The following is a 19,129-nucleotide window of genomic DNA, read 5'->3' on the forward strand; positions in this document are numbered from 1 at the left end:
AAAACTTGGATCTGCATTATATGATGTTTTTCAGATCAACTCAAATTATTGAATTTAAATTACTCTGTATAATTTAGTCATCACTTCTGAAGTCAAGAACGAACCTTTTCAAGTATTGATGCCTTCTCTCAGCCTTCCAACATTTGATTCAATGTTATGTAGTTGATCCGAATTTGGATTCTGAATCTTCTGGAGAGGATCAGTTCTCAAAACTTGGTTAATTTAGTATGAAAAAAGGTTACTATGTATATAAATCCATCTAAAAAATAAGAATAGTGGTAATTTATATACATGATGTGTAACAAAAATGGATCCATTTGTAATACTTATATTGCTAATTATGAATTGCATGGTTGAACTGAAAATCAATTTCGTTAAACCTTCGACTGCCTAAACTATATGTTTTTCAGCAATGCATATTGCTCTTGATTTTAAACTACAGGTGCGTAAGTCCTACTAATATTATCCACATATAAATGGGGAATTGGATAACATCTTACCCATAATTTAAATGTCGTGAAATCACTGATTAGAAAAGAACATCTCCGTTTTTCACATTTTTCACACATTAACACTTTGCTTAAGCATCTCACCAATGAATTATCTTGTTACGGTGTTATCTGAAATTACTACAATTGGAAAAGGTCGCTATCGGTTTAAGGGTTATTTCTCTCCTTCGAGATAAATTGTAATTTCTGGCAACGAATAAATCATTAATTGGGTTTTTCAAATAAATGAAAGGAAAAAAGTTGTGGGAAATTTGAGAAAATTTTTCTCTATTCCTTTTGTTTTTTCATTCTCTTTTATTCTCCTTGATCATATCATTGCAAACATATCCACAACATCATCAAAGTCTATCCTTCCGTTTCCGTTGAAGTCGAAGTACTCAACCGGCATATTTTCCTCTATCCAGTCCATGTTATGGAAGTAAGCCACTATGTCCACGAAACTGAACTCCCCGTTTCCAGTGAGGTCTTCATAGAGTCCGTCTCCGTCAGGGTCTCTCGGAACATATTCCTGATCAGGCAGTGGTGACAGGAGAGTCACTTCAATTGTCCCTGCCAGGAGAGCTGGTTCGATAGAATCTCCGGAATCTTCCTCCAGACGTTTAACCCCGATCGAAAGGTTCGCAGATCCTTTCTCCTTTCCAGAAACCGTGAGAGTAGCAAGCACAACATCTGCTGCTCCTTCCTTAACGGCATCTTCCAGGTCAACAGTCTTCATGTAGATAGAAGTCCCGGGCAGGGTAGAGTTCTGAGTAATCAGAGCCCAGGAAGGGTACTCTATATCTACTATTTCGGCAATGGCCGGATCGTCGATAGCAACGGTCAGGTTGTAGCCTGAAAGGCCTGCAGGGAAATTACTGGCAACGATACTTATTTCAGTAGATTCGTTTTCCGCCACAGAGGAATTTTCCGGGTCGAAGTATAAAGTAACGGTTGATCCGGAAGCTTCGGAAACTTCTATGTAATCCGTTTTTAACTCGAAGTCCCTCCCGGCAGCATTTTCCACAGTCAGATTTACGGTGTAGTTACCTGCCGATTCATATGTATGCACAGGGTTCTGCTCAGTTGAGTTTGCTCCATCCCCGAAGTCCCAGAGCCAGCCAGTAATCCCTTCACCTGTGGAAAGGTCAGTAAACTGAACGTCCAGAGGCACGTACCCACCAGTGACGTTTGTCGAGAAGTTTGCGACAGGGGCTGCTGTTGATGAGGCTTTGACAGTTATCTGGACGCTGCCGTTCATACCCTCGGCAGAGGCCGTGACGTTCGTCGTTCCCCCGGTAAGGGCAGTGAAAAAGCCGGTAGTGGCATTGATGCTGCCGACTGCCTCGCTGGAAGAAGACCAGGTAAAGGTAGTGTCGGGAAGGCTCTCGCAATACTGTGTATATGCAGACGCAGCAAATGTCAGATTTTCACCCACAGACAGCTCAGCTTCGGAAGGGGTGACGTTTATGACACTCAGAACTTCTTCATCTGCAATCACCCAGATGTTGTCGATGTAAAATCCGATGTTGTCCCAGCTGTATCCATTCCAATCTGCCTGGACTTTAAAAGTATGCTTTCCGGGTTCTATTCCCGAGAGATCAAACTCATAGAGGTGCCAATTCTTCGCAGCTGTGACAGGAATAGAGAATATCTCATTTCCGTCCAGGTAGAATTTTACATATTCATTGTAGGCATACATTGTACTGGTCGTGGCAGCGTCAAACCTCAGAGTCTTTGCCCCGGAAGGAATTCTGATCGTACGTTCTGCAGAGGCACTCTGCTGGGAGGCATCACAGCCGATGCTGTACGAACCTTCGTAGACCGTGGTACTGACCAGGCCGCAGTTGCTGCACGTCCAGTCGTCAAGGGAATCGCAGTTGTCCTGCCAGGGGAGAGACAAATTTTCATATCTCACGCTCAGGAGGGCAAGAGGGATCTTGTAGTAGTTGGAGCCGTCCCTGTCATATGTAAGCGTGCTGTTCTGGCCGGCAGTGAGCATGGAATTTATGTCCCACTCATCAGCGCCGAAGTAGCTCCCCTCCGGGGTTCCTGAACTGAGCGCTGTTCCCTTGAAAGTATACACACCGTTTACACTGGCATAGTAGACCGCCGAGAGGTTGGCTGAGTCCCACCCACCGGCAAGCAAAGCCGTTTCAAATTCAGTCGAACCGGTGTATCCGGTGGAGTCATCCCCCGGATTTACCGTGTCGTGGCCCTGGTTAACCCAGTAATAAACCTTGTCCGAATCCCCGTCATCGTAGGCAATAACAAGGGTCATGGCTTTTATCCTGCCGTCGAATGAGAAATCTATCTTGCCGCTTGAAGCCCTGACGCTTACCTCGCCTGAACTGATAACGTCTGTGAGGTCGTACCACATCAGGTAGTCGCTTGTAACACGGTTCATGTGGTCGCTCAGCCAGACCGGGCCTGCTCCACCGTCCCCAGGGAACGAGTAGCTTGTGTTGAAAATCTCGCGTTCCTGAAGTTCATAGGTGTTGTCCCCATCGGCGTTAATGTCTATGGTCACATTGCCGCGGTAGTTATTTTGCATATGCCCGCAGTAGACGTCTACATAAAGCCTGGCCCATTTGATTTCCGTATAGTCCGGCAGAGTGAAAGTCTCCTGTGCAGAGGTCTCAAATCCCGGGTACGAGTCGTACCACAACCCTCCTGAAACGGTCCCGTTCCTGACTGTGGTCAGGGGAATGCCCCCGTTATAACTATCGGAGGTAAGAGGAGCTGTGGCGGTGACGATACCGGTCGTTGTGCTGATCCCACCTACCCCTGTAGCTGCCAGAGTGACCGTATTTATCCCCGGGGTTAGATAGGTGTGGACCGGATTCTGCTCCGTTGAGGTACTACCGTCACCGAAGTCCCACTTCCAGTTGCTCACGCTGCCGGTCGAGGTGTCGGTGAAATGAACAGTGAAAGGTACCTGGCCGGTGTCTGCATCGATGGTAAAGTTGGCAACAGGTGCTGAAACATCAGAAGTCACGCTGATGTAGTCTGTTTTTATTAAGGTGTTATTGCCGCCGTAGTTCGATGCGGTGAGCGTCACGTTGTATGTCCCTTTTGCCTCATAGGTGTGGACCGGGTTTTGTTCGGTGGAGGTGCTGCCGTCTCCAAAATCCCATTCCCAGGAGGTCGGGGTGTTTGCGGAGGCATCTGTGAACCGGACTGAGAGAGGAGCTTCACCACCTGTGACGTTTGCGCTGAAGTCCGCGGCCGGGGCGAGAACAAGAGCACCCACGTTGATGTAATCCGTTTTAGTCTCGGTATCGGCTCCAAGGGAGGTCGAGACCGTGAGAGCGACAGTATAACTTGTATTTGCCGTAGAGTAGGTGTGGACCGGATTTTGTTCAGTAGAGGTACTGCCGTCTCCGAAGTCCCAGAGCCAGGAAGTTGGAGTACCGGTCGAGGTGTCGGTGAACTGCACGACAAGCGGTGCATTTCCACTCGTAGTGCTTGCTGTGAAGTTGGCCTCAGAGGCAGTTTCCAGAGTGACTTCCAGGAATGCGGCAGCAAGGTTCATATACCCGTCACACCGGACACCCAGCTCGTTAGTGCCTTCTTGCAGGCTGCTTGTGACATCGTAATACTTGTAGCCCGGGTCACTGCCTGCACCGCCGGTAAGCGATACGCTCTGCTTGTTGAAGAGTATTGTCCACTGACCGTTATCCCCACCGGATGGAAGCACGGTTGTCGCACTTGCAGAGGTAACCCTGCTTGTGGTCACATTGTTGAATACTGCATAACCAACGTACTCGTCGCTGCTTCCTCCGTAAAGACTGTCGCAGCCTTCATCCAGCCAGACCATTCTATGCGGTTCGCCCGGATCTTCATAGACAACAGCCAGCACTGCACCATACAGCCCTCCACCTGGCCTGGAAGCGGCAATAATTGCGGTATTTCCTTCAGGGTTGAAGTATCGTGTTACATTGTAGACCGCCTGACCGTTGAAACCATATTCGGCACCATCCCCGTCTTTTAACGGGTCAGCATAGAACGCGGACTGGTTTACAGTATTGCCATTGAACTGGAGAGTAAAACCCGGATCGCCATTACACCAGGTATAGGACTGGTAGAGCCTGGCCTCTTTTACGACCGCATTCTCAGGTATCGGAAGGTCGGTGCTGGTATACTGCACGGTAGTAGAATACCATCCGCCCCCTGTCTGGTACCCCGAGCTGCCCTGGGAATAGATTAGTGCCACATTGCCTTCCACGTAGACCCCGGTCTCCAGGTCTATTCCGGAGTAGTATCTCCCTCCGTAATAGTAGTTGCCAGTCGTTCCAACGGTTACCTCTGCAGCGTATGCGTTGTTGGTCTCGTTGAGCTCGGCAACCAGATTTTCAGGGTCAACTGTGGCTGAGATCGAAACGATGTCTCCGGTTTTACGGCGCGTCAGATCCGTGAAGCTGACATCGGTGGTGTTCCCCGCAGCAAGGCCGGTCACGTTGATACCGGTAACTTTTCCATTTACCGAGAAACTTGTCCGGAATACCCCCGGATCAGAGGTTCCCACGTTCCGGATAGTAGCACTTACCGTGTTGGAGACGGGGGAGGTAGTCGAGCTGACGGACAGGACCGTTAGGTCAGGGGCCAGGCCAATTACGGTTACCTCTGCCGAAGAGTTAAGACCTCCTGCAGAGGCCGTAACGTTAGTCTTGCCTGCTGCCCGGGCTGTGAACAGTCCGCTTGCATCGATGCTGCCGACTGCTTTGTCACTGCTCGACCAGCTGACTGAGGTATTGGTCATCACGTTTCCTTTCTGGTCCAGGAGGACTGCCGTAAACTGCCGGGTTTCGGTCTCGTTAAGCCTTACACTTGAAGGGGAAACGGTAACCGATGTAATGATCATCGTCTCGACTTTGTAATCACTTATTGTCACAGTGTCGCTTCCGTACTCGTTAGTCGCCGTGAGCGTGACCGTGTAATTTCCGTCCGCTGAATAGGTATGCCTCGGGTTCTGCTCGGTAGACGTGGTACCGTCCCCGAAGTCCCAGCTCCAGGCGGTCGGGTAGTTGGCGGAGGTATCGGTAAACTGGACTGCGTGTGGGAGCCCGTAAACCGGAGTGCCGGTGAAAGAGGCGACCGGCGGGGCTGCAGTCCTAACCTCGCCGCTGAATTGAGAGGCTGAAGGCAGAGAAACGGTGTCGGCGCGGACGACGAGGTTGTCCCAGCAGGCAGTATAATAATAGGAATTCGTAGAGTATCGGGTGTTCGTAAGACCGATGGCTGTTATATCTCCGGGCATGGTTCCGGTTGCCTGGAGCACTCCATCTTCATACACCGAGACCGTATTTGCAGCATCCCGGCTAATCCTGAGATGCATGCTGCCGGATGCGGGGCGGGTGCCCTGACCGGTATCGGCATTTGCTTCAGTGATAGTATAGAAAAACGAACCGTTGTATTCTTCGGACGAGCCATAATAATTATCGTAATACCCGGCTCCTGCATAGGATGCCGGGGAATTATACAAAACCAGGTACAACTCTCCCCGGCTCCTATAAGGGTAACTGGTTGAAGTCGGCACGTATGTCAGGTCAACGTCAACAGTAAACGCACCGGAGATCGGAGTTATCGCCCGTTTCACGGCCGCAGTTGAATATGCACCCAGGGTATTTGTGTTCGGGGCGGTCTTTAACCGGTCGCTGTCTATTGTTGCAGATGCTACACCGGATATGTCCCAATCGGTAGAAAGGCTGGAGAATGCATCGAATAAGTACCCTGACTCATCCCCGGCATTCTCTGTCACATCCGTATTACTTGTCGTTGTAAGGCCTGCATCCCCGTATAAGACATTCAACGCTCCTGGCTGGTCTACCCCTTCAAGCCGGACATAGAACCGCGCTTGAGCAGCAGTATAATCCGGCTGGAGGTAGTAAGCCAGCTGGGAGCCCGTGGAATCGGTGAACCGCAGATCCCCATAATCCTCCCGGCATCGATCCCCAACATACAGGTGCCATACCTTCATGCCATTTGAGTCTTCTTCGTAAGCGGTGCCTGTACTCCTGTGGATCACAACGACCTGCTGGTACACTGACTGGCTACCGGCAGAAAAATCAATCTTCTGGTAATACTCATTCCTGCCTGCATAGATGTACCCGGTTTTTGTCGCTGTATTGCTTCCGTAGCCGTTTGTAACTGTGAGGCTTACCGGGTAGGTACCGGAGGTAGAATACGTATGCCTCGGGTTCTGTTCGGTAGATGTTGTACCGTCTCCGAAGTCCCAGGCCCAGGAGGTCGGGTTAATCGTGGAGGTGTCGGTGAACTGAACAGCGAATCGGGGATAACCGTTCGTCACATCAGCAGTGAAGTTTGCGACAGGTATGCCGCTGCCTACCGTTATGTAATCGGTCTTCACGCTACTGTTGCTGCCGTAGCTGTTTGCAACCGTAAGGTTCACCGTGTAATTCCCATCCGACGAATATGTATGCACCGGTTTCTGCTCTGTGGACGTGGTCCCGTCCCCGAAGTCCCAGGCCCAGGAGGTCGGGTTAATCGTGGAGGTGTCAGTGAACTGAACCGTCAGGGGAGCATTTCCGCCCGTTACGCTTGAGACAAAGTTTGCGACCGGAACCCCACTGCTTACTATGATGTAATCGGTCTTTACACAGGTGTTGTTGCCATAGCTGTTTGAGACCGTCAGGTTTACCGTGTAATTCCCATCCGCTGCATAGGTGTGCACCGGTTTCTGCTCTGTGGACGTGGTACCGTCCCCGAAGTCCCAGGCCCAGGAGGTCGGGTTAATCGTGGAGGTATCGGTGAACTGAACCGTCAGGGGAGCATTTCCTCCTGTCACGCTTGCTGTGAAGTTTGCGACAGGTATGCTGCTGCCTACCGTGATATAATCGGTCTTCACGAGCGTGCTGCTGCCATAGCTATTTGAGACCGTCAGGTTCACCGTGTAACTCCCATCCGCTGCATATGTATGCATCGGGTTCTGCTCTGTGGACGTGGTACCGTCTCCGAAGTCCCAGGCCCAGGAAGCCGGGGAATTAAACGAACTGTCATTGAACTGGACGGTCAGCGGAGCATTTCCACCTGTAGTGTTTACTGAGAAATTCCCTACCGGTTTGAGGCCGGATGCTGCGGGAGGAGCAGTGCTATAGGAGCGGATTGCGAGGTTATCCCAGTATGCGGTATGCCCTCCTGCGGCATTATTAAGGTCCGTACTGACCAGCCCTATGGAAGTGATATTGCCAGCCATGGTGCCGGTGGCCATGAGGACCCCATTTTCCCAGGCTGATATTTTATTTGAGGCATCCCGGGTGATTTTCAGATACATGCTTCCAGCATCAGGCCGGGTCCCATCCCCAGTAAAGGATTTATATTGTCCATCGATAAAAGTCCCAAAGCCCCCATCGGTACCCCATGTGGGTTGATAGTAGCCGATAAGTGTATAACTGTCGGAGGTATAAACAGCCAGGAAAATGTCTCCATCACTGTAACGATACGGGTAATAAGTCAGGTCGACTTCAATTGAAAATTCACCCGGGATCGGTGTGATCGACCGTATAACTCCCGCAGTCCTGTACTGGCCACTGCTTATCAAAGCACCATGCGGAATAGTTTTTAATTGGCCGTTCTCTATTGTTGCAGATGCCACGCCGGATGTATCCCAGTTCGGATTAAGCGTGGAGAATTCATCGATTAGATACCCAGTGGCATCCGCATCGCTTGTCGTTAGAACTTCAAGGTCTCCATATAAGACCTGCAGCTTTCCGGGCTGATTTGCTTCTTCAAGCCTGACGTAGAACCGTCCCTGTTCTGTAGTATAGTTCGGCAACAGATAATATGCCAGCTCGGACCCCGTGGCATCTGTGAACCTCACATCACCGTAGTCCTCCCGGCACTGATCCCCTGCCTGCACATGCCAGACTTTTATGCCGTCTGCCGTATTCTCTTCGTAAGGACTGCCGTTAGTCCTGTGGATTATAAGCTCCTGCTGGTACGCGGCCTGGTCTCCGGCAGTATATGTAATATTCTGGGAATAGATGTACCTGCCTGCATGGATGTAATCGGCTTTTACTGAGGAGTTGCTGCCGTAGCTGTTCGAGACTGTCAGGTTCACGGTGAAGTTTCCAGGAGTTGTATAAGTATGCACCGGTTTCTGCTCTGTGGACGTGGTACCGTCTCCGAAGTCCCAGGCCCAGGATGTCGGGTTAACGGTTGATGCGTCCTCAAATTGGACCGTGAATGGAGCATAATTTTTCGTCACGTTAGAAGTAAAGTTTCCATCAGGTATGCCGCTGCTAACCATTATGTAATCGGTCTTCACACAGGCATTGCTGCCATAGCTGTTTGCAACCGTCAGGTTTACTGTGTAATTCCCTTCTGTTGCATAGTTATGCACCGGGTTCTGTTCGGTAGAAGAGGTGTTATCCCCAAAGTCCCAGAACCACGATGCAGGATTGACGGTCGATGTTTCGTTGAACTGAACCGTCAATGGAGCATTCCCGCCTGTCACGTTTGCAGTAAGGTTTGCGATCGGTATTCCACTGCCCACTGTTATGTAATTGGTTTTCACGCAAGTGTTGCTGCTAAAGTTGTTCGCAACTGTCAGGTTTACCGTGTAATTCCCTTCCGTTGCATAGGTATGCACAGGGTTCTGTTCGGTCGAATTTGAACCGTCGCCAAACTCCCAGAACCATGATGTTGGGTAATAACGCGATGTGTCGTTGAACTGAACCGTCAGCGGAGCATTGCCGCCGGTCTGGTTTGCGGTGAAGTTCACGATAGGCTGTAAACCGGATTCTGCGGGAGGTGTGGTGCTGTAGGAGCGGACAATGAGGTTATCCCAATACGCCGTATCGCCGGGTCTACTACTACTATATCCGGTGTTGGTGAGCCCAATGGCAGTTATGCTTCCAGCCATAGTGCCTGTCCCCATGAGGGTTCCGTCCTCATACACCGATATGGTGTTTGAAGCATCCCGGATAATTTTAAGATGCATACTGCCTGACCCCGGGCGGCTGCCATATTTCCCGGTATCTCCAGTTGTTCCGCTTATACTATAGAAGAAGCAGCCGTAGTAATTCGAAGAGTAATCGTAATATCCAATTGCCGTATAATCCGTTGAAGTATAAGCAACAAGGAACAGTTCTCCCCTACAATTCACTTCACTTGCGTCATATGTCAGATTGACTTCTGCAGAAAACGCGCCTGGTATAGGGGTTATCGACTGTTTCACAGCCGCGGATGAAAGTGAATGAAAGGTACCTGTATTCCCGGTGGTCATTAACCGGCTTTCATTTATTACCGCAGATGCTACCCCGGATGTATTCCAGTTCGGATTAAGCGTGGAGAACTCATCGATCAGGTATCCTGTGGCATCCGCATCGCTTGCCGTAGAAACCCCGGTGTCTCCGTATAAGATCTGGATCTTTCCAGGTTGATCTGCTCCCTCAAGCCGGACGTAGAACAACGCCTGCTCTGCGGTATAGTCAGGCCAGAGGTAACACGCCAGCTGGGTTCCGGTGGAATCGACAAAGCGCAAATCTCCATAATCCTCCCGGCACTGGTCCCCAATATACACATGCCAGACGTTCAGGTCGCCTGTATTTTCCTCATAATCAGTCCCATTGGTCCGGTGAATTACAATCTCCTGCTGGTATACGGACTGGTCGCTTGCGGTGAAGGAGATATTCCGGGAAAAGCCGCTGCCTGCATAGATATAGCCGGCTTTTGTCTCGGTGTTGCTACCGTAGCTATTCGTGACCTTCAGGGTTACCGTGTAGTTCCCGACACTTGCGTATGTATGGACCGGGTTCTGTTCGGTGGAAGTAGTGTTGTCACCGAAGTCCCAGGCCCAGGAGGTCGGGTTAACGGTCGACGTGTCGGTAAACTGGATAATCAGCGGAACATAACCGCTCGTCACTTTTGCGGTGAAGTTTGCGACAGGTATTCCACTGCCTACCGTTATGTAATCGGTCTTCACGCATTTATTGCTTCCATAGCTGTTTGAGACCTTCAGGTTTACCGTGTAATTCCCATCCGACGCATAGGTATGCACCGGGTTCTGTTCGGTAGAGGCGGTGTTATCCCCGAAGTCCCAGGCCCACGATGCAGGATTAACGGTCGATGTGTCGTTGAACCGGACTGTCAATGGAGCACTGCCGCCTGTCACGTTTACGGTGAAATTCCCGACAGGTATTCCGCTGCCTACCATTATGTAATCGGCCTTCACACAGTTGTTGCTTCCATAGCTGTTTGAGACTGTCAGGTTTACCGTGTAGCTACCGTCTGCTGCATAGGTATGTACAGGGTTCTGTTCGGTGGAGGTGCTGTTGTCCCCGAAATTCCAGAACCAGTCAGTCGGGTTAATGGTTGAGGTATCGTTGAACTGGACAGTCAGAGGGGGAGCTGGACTGCTTGTTACGTTGGCAGTGAAGTTCCCCGAAGGTATTCCGCTGCCTACCGTTATGTAATCGGCCTTCAAACTGCTGTTGCTGCCATAGGTATTCGAGACGGTCAGGTTTACCGTGTACGTTCCGGCTGCTACGTATGTATGGATCGGGTTCCGGTCAGTGGAAGTGATGTTATCCCCGAAATCCCAGAACCAGTCAGTCGGGTTAATGGTTGAGGTATCGTTGAACTGGACCGTGAGCGGGGGAATGATACTTTTTGTCACGTTTGCAGTGAAATTCCCGACAGGTATTCCACTGCCTACCGTTATGTAATCGGCCTTCAAACTGCTGTTGCTGCCATAGATATTCGAGACGGTCAGGTTTACCGTGTACGTTCCGGCTGCTACGTATGTATGGATCGGGTTCCGGTCGGATGAGGTTGTATTGTCGCCAAAGTCCCAGGATCTTTCGGTAATATTGCCGGTTGAGAAATCGGTAAATTGTACTGCAAGAGGTACCTCTCCGTTCCTGAGGTTGACGGTAAAGCCGGCAACCGGGACAGCATCCCGGAACGCATACAGTGACGAATCAAAACTTCCGATGTACAGGGTTCCATCCGACCCTATTGCAGGAGAACCGTAAATCCGGTTTCCGGTTGCGTAACTCCATTTAAGTGTCCCATCTGGGGTGATTGCGTAGATTTTACTGTCGTAACTCCCTATGTAGATGGTCCCGTCTGACCCGAGCGCTGCGGAACCTAAAATCTGGTTTCCGACGGTGCAGCTCCATTTCAGAGTCCCGTCAGGGTTCAGTGCATAGAGTTTGCTATCCAGGCTTCCGATGTAGATGGTACCATCCGATCCTATTGCAGGAGAACCGTAAATCTGGTTTCCGGCGGTGTAGCTCCACTTCAGAGTCCCGTCAGGGTTGAGTGCGTGGAGTTTGCTGTCCAGGCTTCCGATGTAGATGGTGCCATCCGATCCTATTGCAGGAGAACCGTAAATCTGGTTTCCGGTTGTGTAACTCCATTTGAGAGTCCCGTCAGGATTGAGCGCGTGGAGTTTTTTGTCCAGGCTTCCGATGTAGATGGTGCCGTCCTCTCCGATTGCTGCCGAACTGAAGATCTGGTTTCCGGTGGTATAACTCCATTTGAGGGTTCCGTCAGGGTTCAGTGCATAGAGTTTGTTATCCCTGCTTCCGACGTAGATGGTGCCGTCCTCTCCGATTGCTGCCGAACTGAAGATCTGATTTCCGGTGGTATAACTCCATTTGAGGGTTCCGTCAGGGTTTATTGTATAGAGTCTCCTGTCGTAACTTCCGATGCAGATGGTACCATCTGCACCTATCGTTGCTGAACCTGTAATCTGATTTCCGGTTGTGTAACTCCATTTGAGGGTCCCGTCAGGATTGAATGCATAGAGTTTACCGTCGTAACTCCCAATGTAGACGGTCCTGTTTTCACCAATCGCAGGTGAACTCCTTATCGAGTTCCCTGTGACGTATGTCCAGATATTGTTGTTGATTTGCGGTCCGATATATGGTGATTGCCCGGTATTGTTGAGATTTGCCTGGAATTTGGGCCATGGTGTGTCTGCGATTCCTCCGGTTCCTGTTCCTTCGACGGTGATATAATCCGTCTTCACTTCGGAGTCGCTCCCGGCGGTGTTTGTGACAGTGAGCTTGACCGAGTAGGTGCCTGCTTCGTCATAGGTATGCGCCGGGTTCTGCCCGGTGCTATCCCCCGTGCCGTCGTTCTCGAAATCCCACGACCAGCTGGTTGCGTTGGTAGAGATGTCAGTGAATTGTACGGTCAGGGGGGTAGTGCCGCTGGTGGCGTTAGCAGTGAAGTTTGCGACCGGCTCAACTGTCGTCACATCTGCGGACGCCAGTCCGGTCATGCACATCAGTACAGTTATACAGAGAATCAGAAATATTCGTTTCATCTTTCACTCACTCCACATTTCTGAAATTTTCACTCACAAATCCTGTGACTGTGGACTTTTTCAGCAGGATCTGAGTGGTTTGTTCGGGATTGAATCACAGTTATTTTGTAGCTCTTCTAATCTGAGGGGGAAATCTCCCAATAATAAAAATTAAAAAAATTTACTGTGTAAATTAAAAACTTGGGTCTGCGTTATATGATGTTTTTCAGATCAACTCAAATTATTGAATTTAAATTACTCTGTAAAATTTAGTTATCACTTCTGAAGTCAAGAACGAACCTTTTCAAGTATTGGTGCCTTCTCTCAGCCTTCCAACATTTGATTCAATGTTATGTAGTTGATCCGAATTTGGATTCTGAATCTTCAGGAGAGGATCAGTTCTCAAAACTTGGTTAATTTAGTATGAAAAAAGGTTACTATGTATATAAATTAATCTAAAAAATAAGAGTAGTGAAAATTTATATACATGTTATGTAACAATAATAAATTCATTTGTAACACTTATATTGCTAATTATGAATTGCATGGTTGAACTGAAAATCAATTTCGTTAAACCTTCAACTGCCTAAACTATATGTTTTTTCAGCAATGCCTATTGCTCTTGATTTTAAACCCCAGGTGCGTAAGTCCTATGTGATTTACAAAAAAATGCTTCAACCACGTAAGTCCTATTTGGTCCAGGATTTTTACATCCCCATGATTCAACCAACCTATTCCGGTTGATCGATAACCGGTTAATCTTTCACCGATCCTGCTTTTCTAATAAGGAATTTCATAACGTATTTTCCAATAGCTGGATGACATTTTGAGGTCAAAATTAAAAAATATAATTTTTCTCAACCCCCATGCGTGTTACAAATATAGTTATAAATAACACTAATACAAACTATTTAAATGGAAAGTATTGAATATAAAGACTATAGCATAATGCTTCCAAAATTATTTTTAATACAAATAAATCATTCCTGAGATTATTAACAATTATGTGCCAAATGCTTCCTCATTTTGGAAAAAAAGGAGACCTGCGGGAGTTTTAGTTTCAACTCGGACCCTACAGGTGTTCAAAGAAAAGGAGGAGAACCAAAACAGGAGAAGAACCGGTAAAATCCTGAGCTTTTGCATGATTAAATCTTTTCTGGTACGTCAGGTAAAGAATGTTAGTTCTTTTGGAATCATTTTGTATAGATGTTAGTTCTTTCGGAATCATTTTGTATTTTTGAGTTCATGAAAAAGTCAGATCTTTTTATTCGGGTCTACTGTTGTGAGTTTTGAGAATTTTACGCCTTTGAGAGCTATTATGGATCCGGCAAGCTCTGTAATTTCCTGGCCGTTTCCGTCCAGCACTATTAATTCAAAACAATCATCGGTATCAAGGTACATATGTACGGAATACTTTATCAGATGAGAGTAATGGTGCTGGACGTTAATAATAGAATTTGAAAGCCCGCTTTTTTTGTGGTCGTAAATAACTGCAATTGTCCCTACGCGGCGGCCTTTTATGTCCTCCATCCATTCGTAATAAGTAATATAACTGATGAGGGCATCTCTTATCGCTTCCGAACGAGAGGGGGAATCTCTTTTTTTGATAATTTCATCAAATTGGGTCAGAAGGGCATCAGGAATGGAAACGCCTATTCTCATTAATCCTGCTTCCATCGTATCACCAGACAATATTATATTTATTTAATACATAATAATTCATTAAATTATATCAAAATTTAATTGTATTATATTACTTTATTGATTATTAATAATACTATATATCAACATTTCTTATAAGTTCGCCCTAAAAATGATATTTTCTTAAATTAGTAAAGTTTTTAGAACCCTGTTCCATGATCAAAAACTTGATTAATTATTAGAAGTATGGATTTTGAGATCAATTTTGAGTTTTGGGATCAACTCATTAGTAAATTGACGTGAGCAAACGGGGATTCGGAATAAACGGCAGATTATTATTCTAATTATCGTTTTTCAGGAGCTTTAAAGACCATTTGCTCATCTCTACATCTTACATAAGTGCAAAGAATCGAGTTTATAACTGCAAAAAATAGCAATTCACAAAGGATAGTGATGCTGATTAAGCTCAACATAAATACCTATGATTTTTTCCTAAGTTGCCATATTTTCCATAGGAACGTAATACAAATTTTAAATATAATAATATTTAATCTTACATTAATTTAAGTAAATGTTAAATAGGTGGTCAGCATACATACATATGTCTACCTAAAAAACACCTAAATAGACACGCCTCCTAAATTTGTGCATAGCATACAACTCCAGGAATCCCTCACCTGTAAGGTAGGCAGGTGGGGAATCCAGGATTCGAGGGTAGAGCAAGTAAAAAATCTGATCCCTATTTCAATAATCATTTATCAATCTTTTCTTCATGTTACCCGAATATCGCTATTGTTTTGGATTTTAAGAGGTAGTGGGTTTGACGTGGTATTCTTTTTTATGGTACGATTGAAATTTTTTGGTTCTTTTCAGTGGAAAGAACGTTTGGAGCTTTTGTGTACCGGAAGGGGTTCAATAGTCTGAAGTATGGAATAATATGTAAGGAAAATCGGAGAAAAGCCTAAATTTGACAAAGGGTCGTTATGTAAAATCAAAGAATAAATCAAATAAAGATAAAATATTTATTACAAAAAAAGGGAAGGAGGTCAGCCTTATTCGGCTACCTCCGCCCAGAAAGTTATCGTTCCTTTTTTGTTTCCAGTTCCGGTGTAGTCAGAAGGAACATGTAGGGCCGCGGTTGCGTTCTCCTGGCTATTGCTTCCGATCACATTGCAGTAATCACTCCAAATCTGTGAATCCAGCAGCAGTCCCAGGCCAAAGAGATTGTCTTCTGCAGAAGAATCGCTTACTTCAGCGGTAACCTTTATGCCGGAGACTCCACAATTTTTGAGGGTTAGCAACTGTGGTTCACTGGTCTGTCCGGCGGAGAGTTCTCCGAATTTGAGGGCTGAAGGAGAAACCTCAAAGCAAACAACCGGAACAATGGTGACATTCAGGGACACACTTGATGATCCGTTCTGGCTCTGGCTCCCTGAAGAAGCCTCCTCAACCTTGATACAATCCGCAAGCTCGTTGTTTGTCTCGTCCGATTCGGCTATTACATTCCCCGCATCTGCACTTACCTTAACACTGTAATATCCGGCAGCAACCGGCTTCCATGAGAAATTAACAGTAGCGCTACTGCCCGATACAATCCCTGATACGGCGTGGGTGTCCACAACCGCTCCATTTACGGAAAGAGTCGCGTTAAAGGTTCCAGCATCGCTTTCGCCTGTGTTACTGATGGTGGCGCCGATGTTGCAGGAGGTGTTTGCAGTAATACTGGAAGGCGGGATGATGGATGAAACAATGAGATCCGGCCGGGCCTCTGGTGTAGTCGACGAGTCGGTTACCGTGATATATTCGACCTTTACTTCCGAGTCGCTTCCCACTTCACTGGATACTGTTAGGTTGACAGTATAATTTCCTTCGGCAGTGTAAGTGTAGCTCGGGTTTTGCTCTGTGGAATCCATGTTTCCGTCGTTATCAAAGTCCCAGGCCCATGAAGTAGGCATACCTGTAGACTGGTCCGTGAAGTTAACTGTTAGAGGTACAGTGCCATTCGTTACATCAGCAGTGAAAGCAGCAACCGGTTCAGGTTCTGTAGGTGTAGATGATTCGGATACAGTGATATAATCGGCCTTCACCTCAGAACTATTCCCACTTTCACTTATGACCGTGAGGTTCACAGTGTAGTTACCGGCTGAATTATATGTATGCGAGGGATTTTGTTCTGTTGCACTGGTGTTATCCCCAAAGTCCCAGAGCCAGGAAGTTGGGGAACCTGTGGACTGGTCCGTGAAATTAACAGTGAGAGGTACAGTGCCATTCGTTACATCAGCAATGAAAGCAGCAACTGGTTCAGGTTCTGTAGGCGTAGAAGATTCGGATACAGTAATATAATCGATCTTCACTTCTGAATCGCTTCCCTCTGCATTGGCAACCGTGAGGTTGACAGTGTAAGTACCGGCTGAAGTATATGTATACGAGGGGTTCTGCTCAGTTGAGTCCACAGTGCCGTCATTATCAAAGTCCCAGGCCCAGGAAGTAGGTGCTTCAGTAGACTGGTCAGTAAAGTTGACAGTGAGTGGTACAGTGCCATTCGTTACATCAGCAGTGAAAGCGGCAACTGGTTCTGGTTCTGTAGGTGTAGAAGATTCGGATACAGTAATATAATCAGTCTTCACCTCTGAATCGCTTCCACCGTCATTCGTAACTGTAAGATTCACGGTGTAATTACCTGCTGAAGTATATGTGTGCGAAGGACTCTGCTCAGTTGCCGTAGCTCCGTCTCCAAAGTCCCATGTCCAGGCAGTAGGCGAGCCGGTAGACTCATCAGTGAACTGGACAGTCAGGGGGGAATCTCCGGAAGTAGGAGTTGCAGTGAATTTGGCGACAGGCAGAGTTGAAGAACCCTGGACCTTAACACTTGATGCTTCAGCAACGGCGTTTATGTTACTGCCTGAATCGTCATCCAGGCGGTTGAAAGTAAGAGATATTTCACTTTCCCCCGGAGTTTCAGCCACAAAAGTGACATTTGCCAGGAGAACGTTTTCATCACCAGCCTTAACAACGTCGTTAGTATCCACCGCTTTTACTTTTATCGAAGTATTGGGCATACTGGAGTTTTCCGAAAGACCAACCCAGGAGGGATACTCCACATTCGTGAACTTTCCAACAGCCGGATTCTCGAGGGTGAGGTTAAAGTCATAGCCAGAAATACCTTCTGTGAATTTATCCGCCCTGATCTCAAAGACCTGGGATGCGCCCGAAGAAAGGGTAGATTCTGCCGGAAGAATAGAAACAACCGGGTTCTCGGAAGTCGTTCCAGAAGTCAGTTTTGCTTCCCGGACGGTGACAGAGATCGTATTTTCGGAGTCATCATCCAACCGGTCAACGGATACGGTGAGATTTGCTTCCCCGGAAGCGAGGGATTCTACAGTTACCGTACCTAAAAAGACATCTAAATCTCCTGCATTTATTTTTTCTTCCAGATCAACAGCTTTGATCTGGACCAAATCCGCCGGAAGACTTGAACTATTATTTATGCCTGACCAGGAGGGGAACTCCACTCCCGTTATCTGGGCAACTGAAGGATCGCTTATACTGAGATTAAGTTTGTATCCTGCAAGCCCGGAAGGCGCTTGATCAAGATAAAGGCTCAGACTTGCTACGGAGCCGGTATCTGAAAAAACAGCCTCTTGGGGCTCAAAATAGAGTTCTTCACCGGCAGCCGTACACACAACAAGGCTGAACAGCAGAAGGACTGCAAGGCTCCTCAGTAAGTTTCCTGTAAACTTTTTTCTTGTTAGTTTCATGTTAAATCTTTCCATAAAATTCCTTTATATTTTTCTCATTTTTTTGATCTTGAGTAAATTACCACAAAAAAAACGAAAACTGATATCGAATAGATGAATCCGAACCCGGGAAGGGTACTGTTTCCTGTACTGTTACCTGTTCCTGTATTGTTACCTGTATCATTTTTACTTTCATCAGCCTCCTCATCAGAATGTATGAGATCGTCCTGTTTTTCGGAAGTTTCGGGACTTGAGATTTCTACCTCCTTTTTTAAGGAGGAGTTTTCATCAGCGGAGTTTTTCATTTCCTCCGCGGTTTCATTAGGATCTTCCTGTATTACTGACATGGAGCTACTGTTCGATTGACTCAGGGGGTCTGAAGTTTTGACACTATCTGAAGTTTCGACATTGTCCTCGACAGACGTATTTTCTTCCGAATCTCCTCCATCTTCTTCTGAATCTCCACCATCTTCTTCCGAATCTCCTCCATCTTCTTTCGGATATTCCGCTCCTTCGAGGATGATCGTATTCTCAGAGTCGTCATCCATTTTGGATACTGTGACGGTGATTCCGGTAGATCCGCCTTCGAGCCCTTTTAAGGTAAGGACTGCAAGTTCTACATCTTCCGCCTCTCCGTCTATGGCTTCCTGGAGGTCGACTGCTTTTAACTTCACGGAGGAAGCAGGAAGCTCGGACACATCAGTCAGACTCGCCCACTCGGGAAAGTTAACGGCTTGTATTTCAGCGACATCCGGATCAGTCAGTTCCACGGTCAGCTTATAACCAGAAAGTCCTTCAGGCAGGCTATCCGCACTCAGAGACAGCTCACAGATTTCCCCGGTCCCCAGGGAAATTTCCTCCGATGGCTCTATTATAAGAGAAGGAGAAGCTTCTGCAAGTCCAGTACAGATCAGGGCAGAAAGAAGGGTAGCAAAAGCTAAAAGTATTGAAATTAAAACTCCGGACCTTTTTTGCAAAGAATCACCTCG

The 19,129-nt window shown here is 47.3% G+C and carries 4 protein-coding genes; all 4 read right to left on the reverse strand.

Going from position 1 to position 19,129, the window contains the following annotated elements; genetic code table 11:
- Nucleotides 1-816: 816 nt before the first annotated feature.
- Nucleotides 817-12,783 (reverse strand): DUF2341 domain-containing protein, encoded by an 11,967-nt coding sequence (locus tag MA_RS28535; RefSeq protein ID WP_011021765.1) that lies wholly within the window; start codon nt 12,781-12,783, stop codon nt 817-819.
- Between the two features lie 1,233 nt (nt 12,784-14,016).
- A complete protein-coding gene (gene nikR / locus MA_RS09160) occupies nt 14,017-14,439 on the reverse strand; it encodes a nickel-responsive transcriptional regulator NikR (RefSeq protein ID WP_048065209.1) in 423 nt (140 codons plus the stop codon).
- A gap of 1,016 nt (nt 14,440-15,455) precedes the next feature.
- Nucleotides 15,456-18,161 carry a PKD domain-containing protein gene (locus MA_RS24475; protein ID WP_345939371.1) on the reverse strand — a complete coding sequence of 902 codons (2,706 nt, stop codon included), beginning with the start codon at nt 18,159-18,161 and terminating at the stop codon, nt 15,456-15,458.
- A gap of 35 nt (nt 18,162-18,196) precedes the next feature.
- Complete coding sequence (locus MA_RS09170) at nt 18,197-19,117, reverse strand: hypothetical protein (RefSeq protein WP_011021768.1); 921 nt, start codon at nt 19,115-19,117, stop codon at nt 18,197-18,199.
- Nucleotides 19,118-19,129 lie beyond the last annotated feature (12 nt).

It is taken from the genome of Methanosarcina acetivorans C2A (genome assembly GCF_000007345.1).
Lineage (GTDB): Archaea > Halobacteriota > Methanosarcinia > Methanosarcinales > Methanosarcinaceae > Methanosarcina > Methanosarcina acetivorans.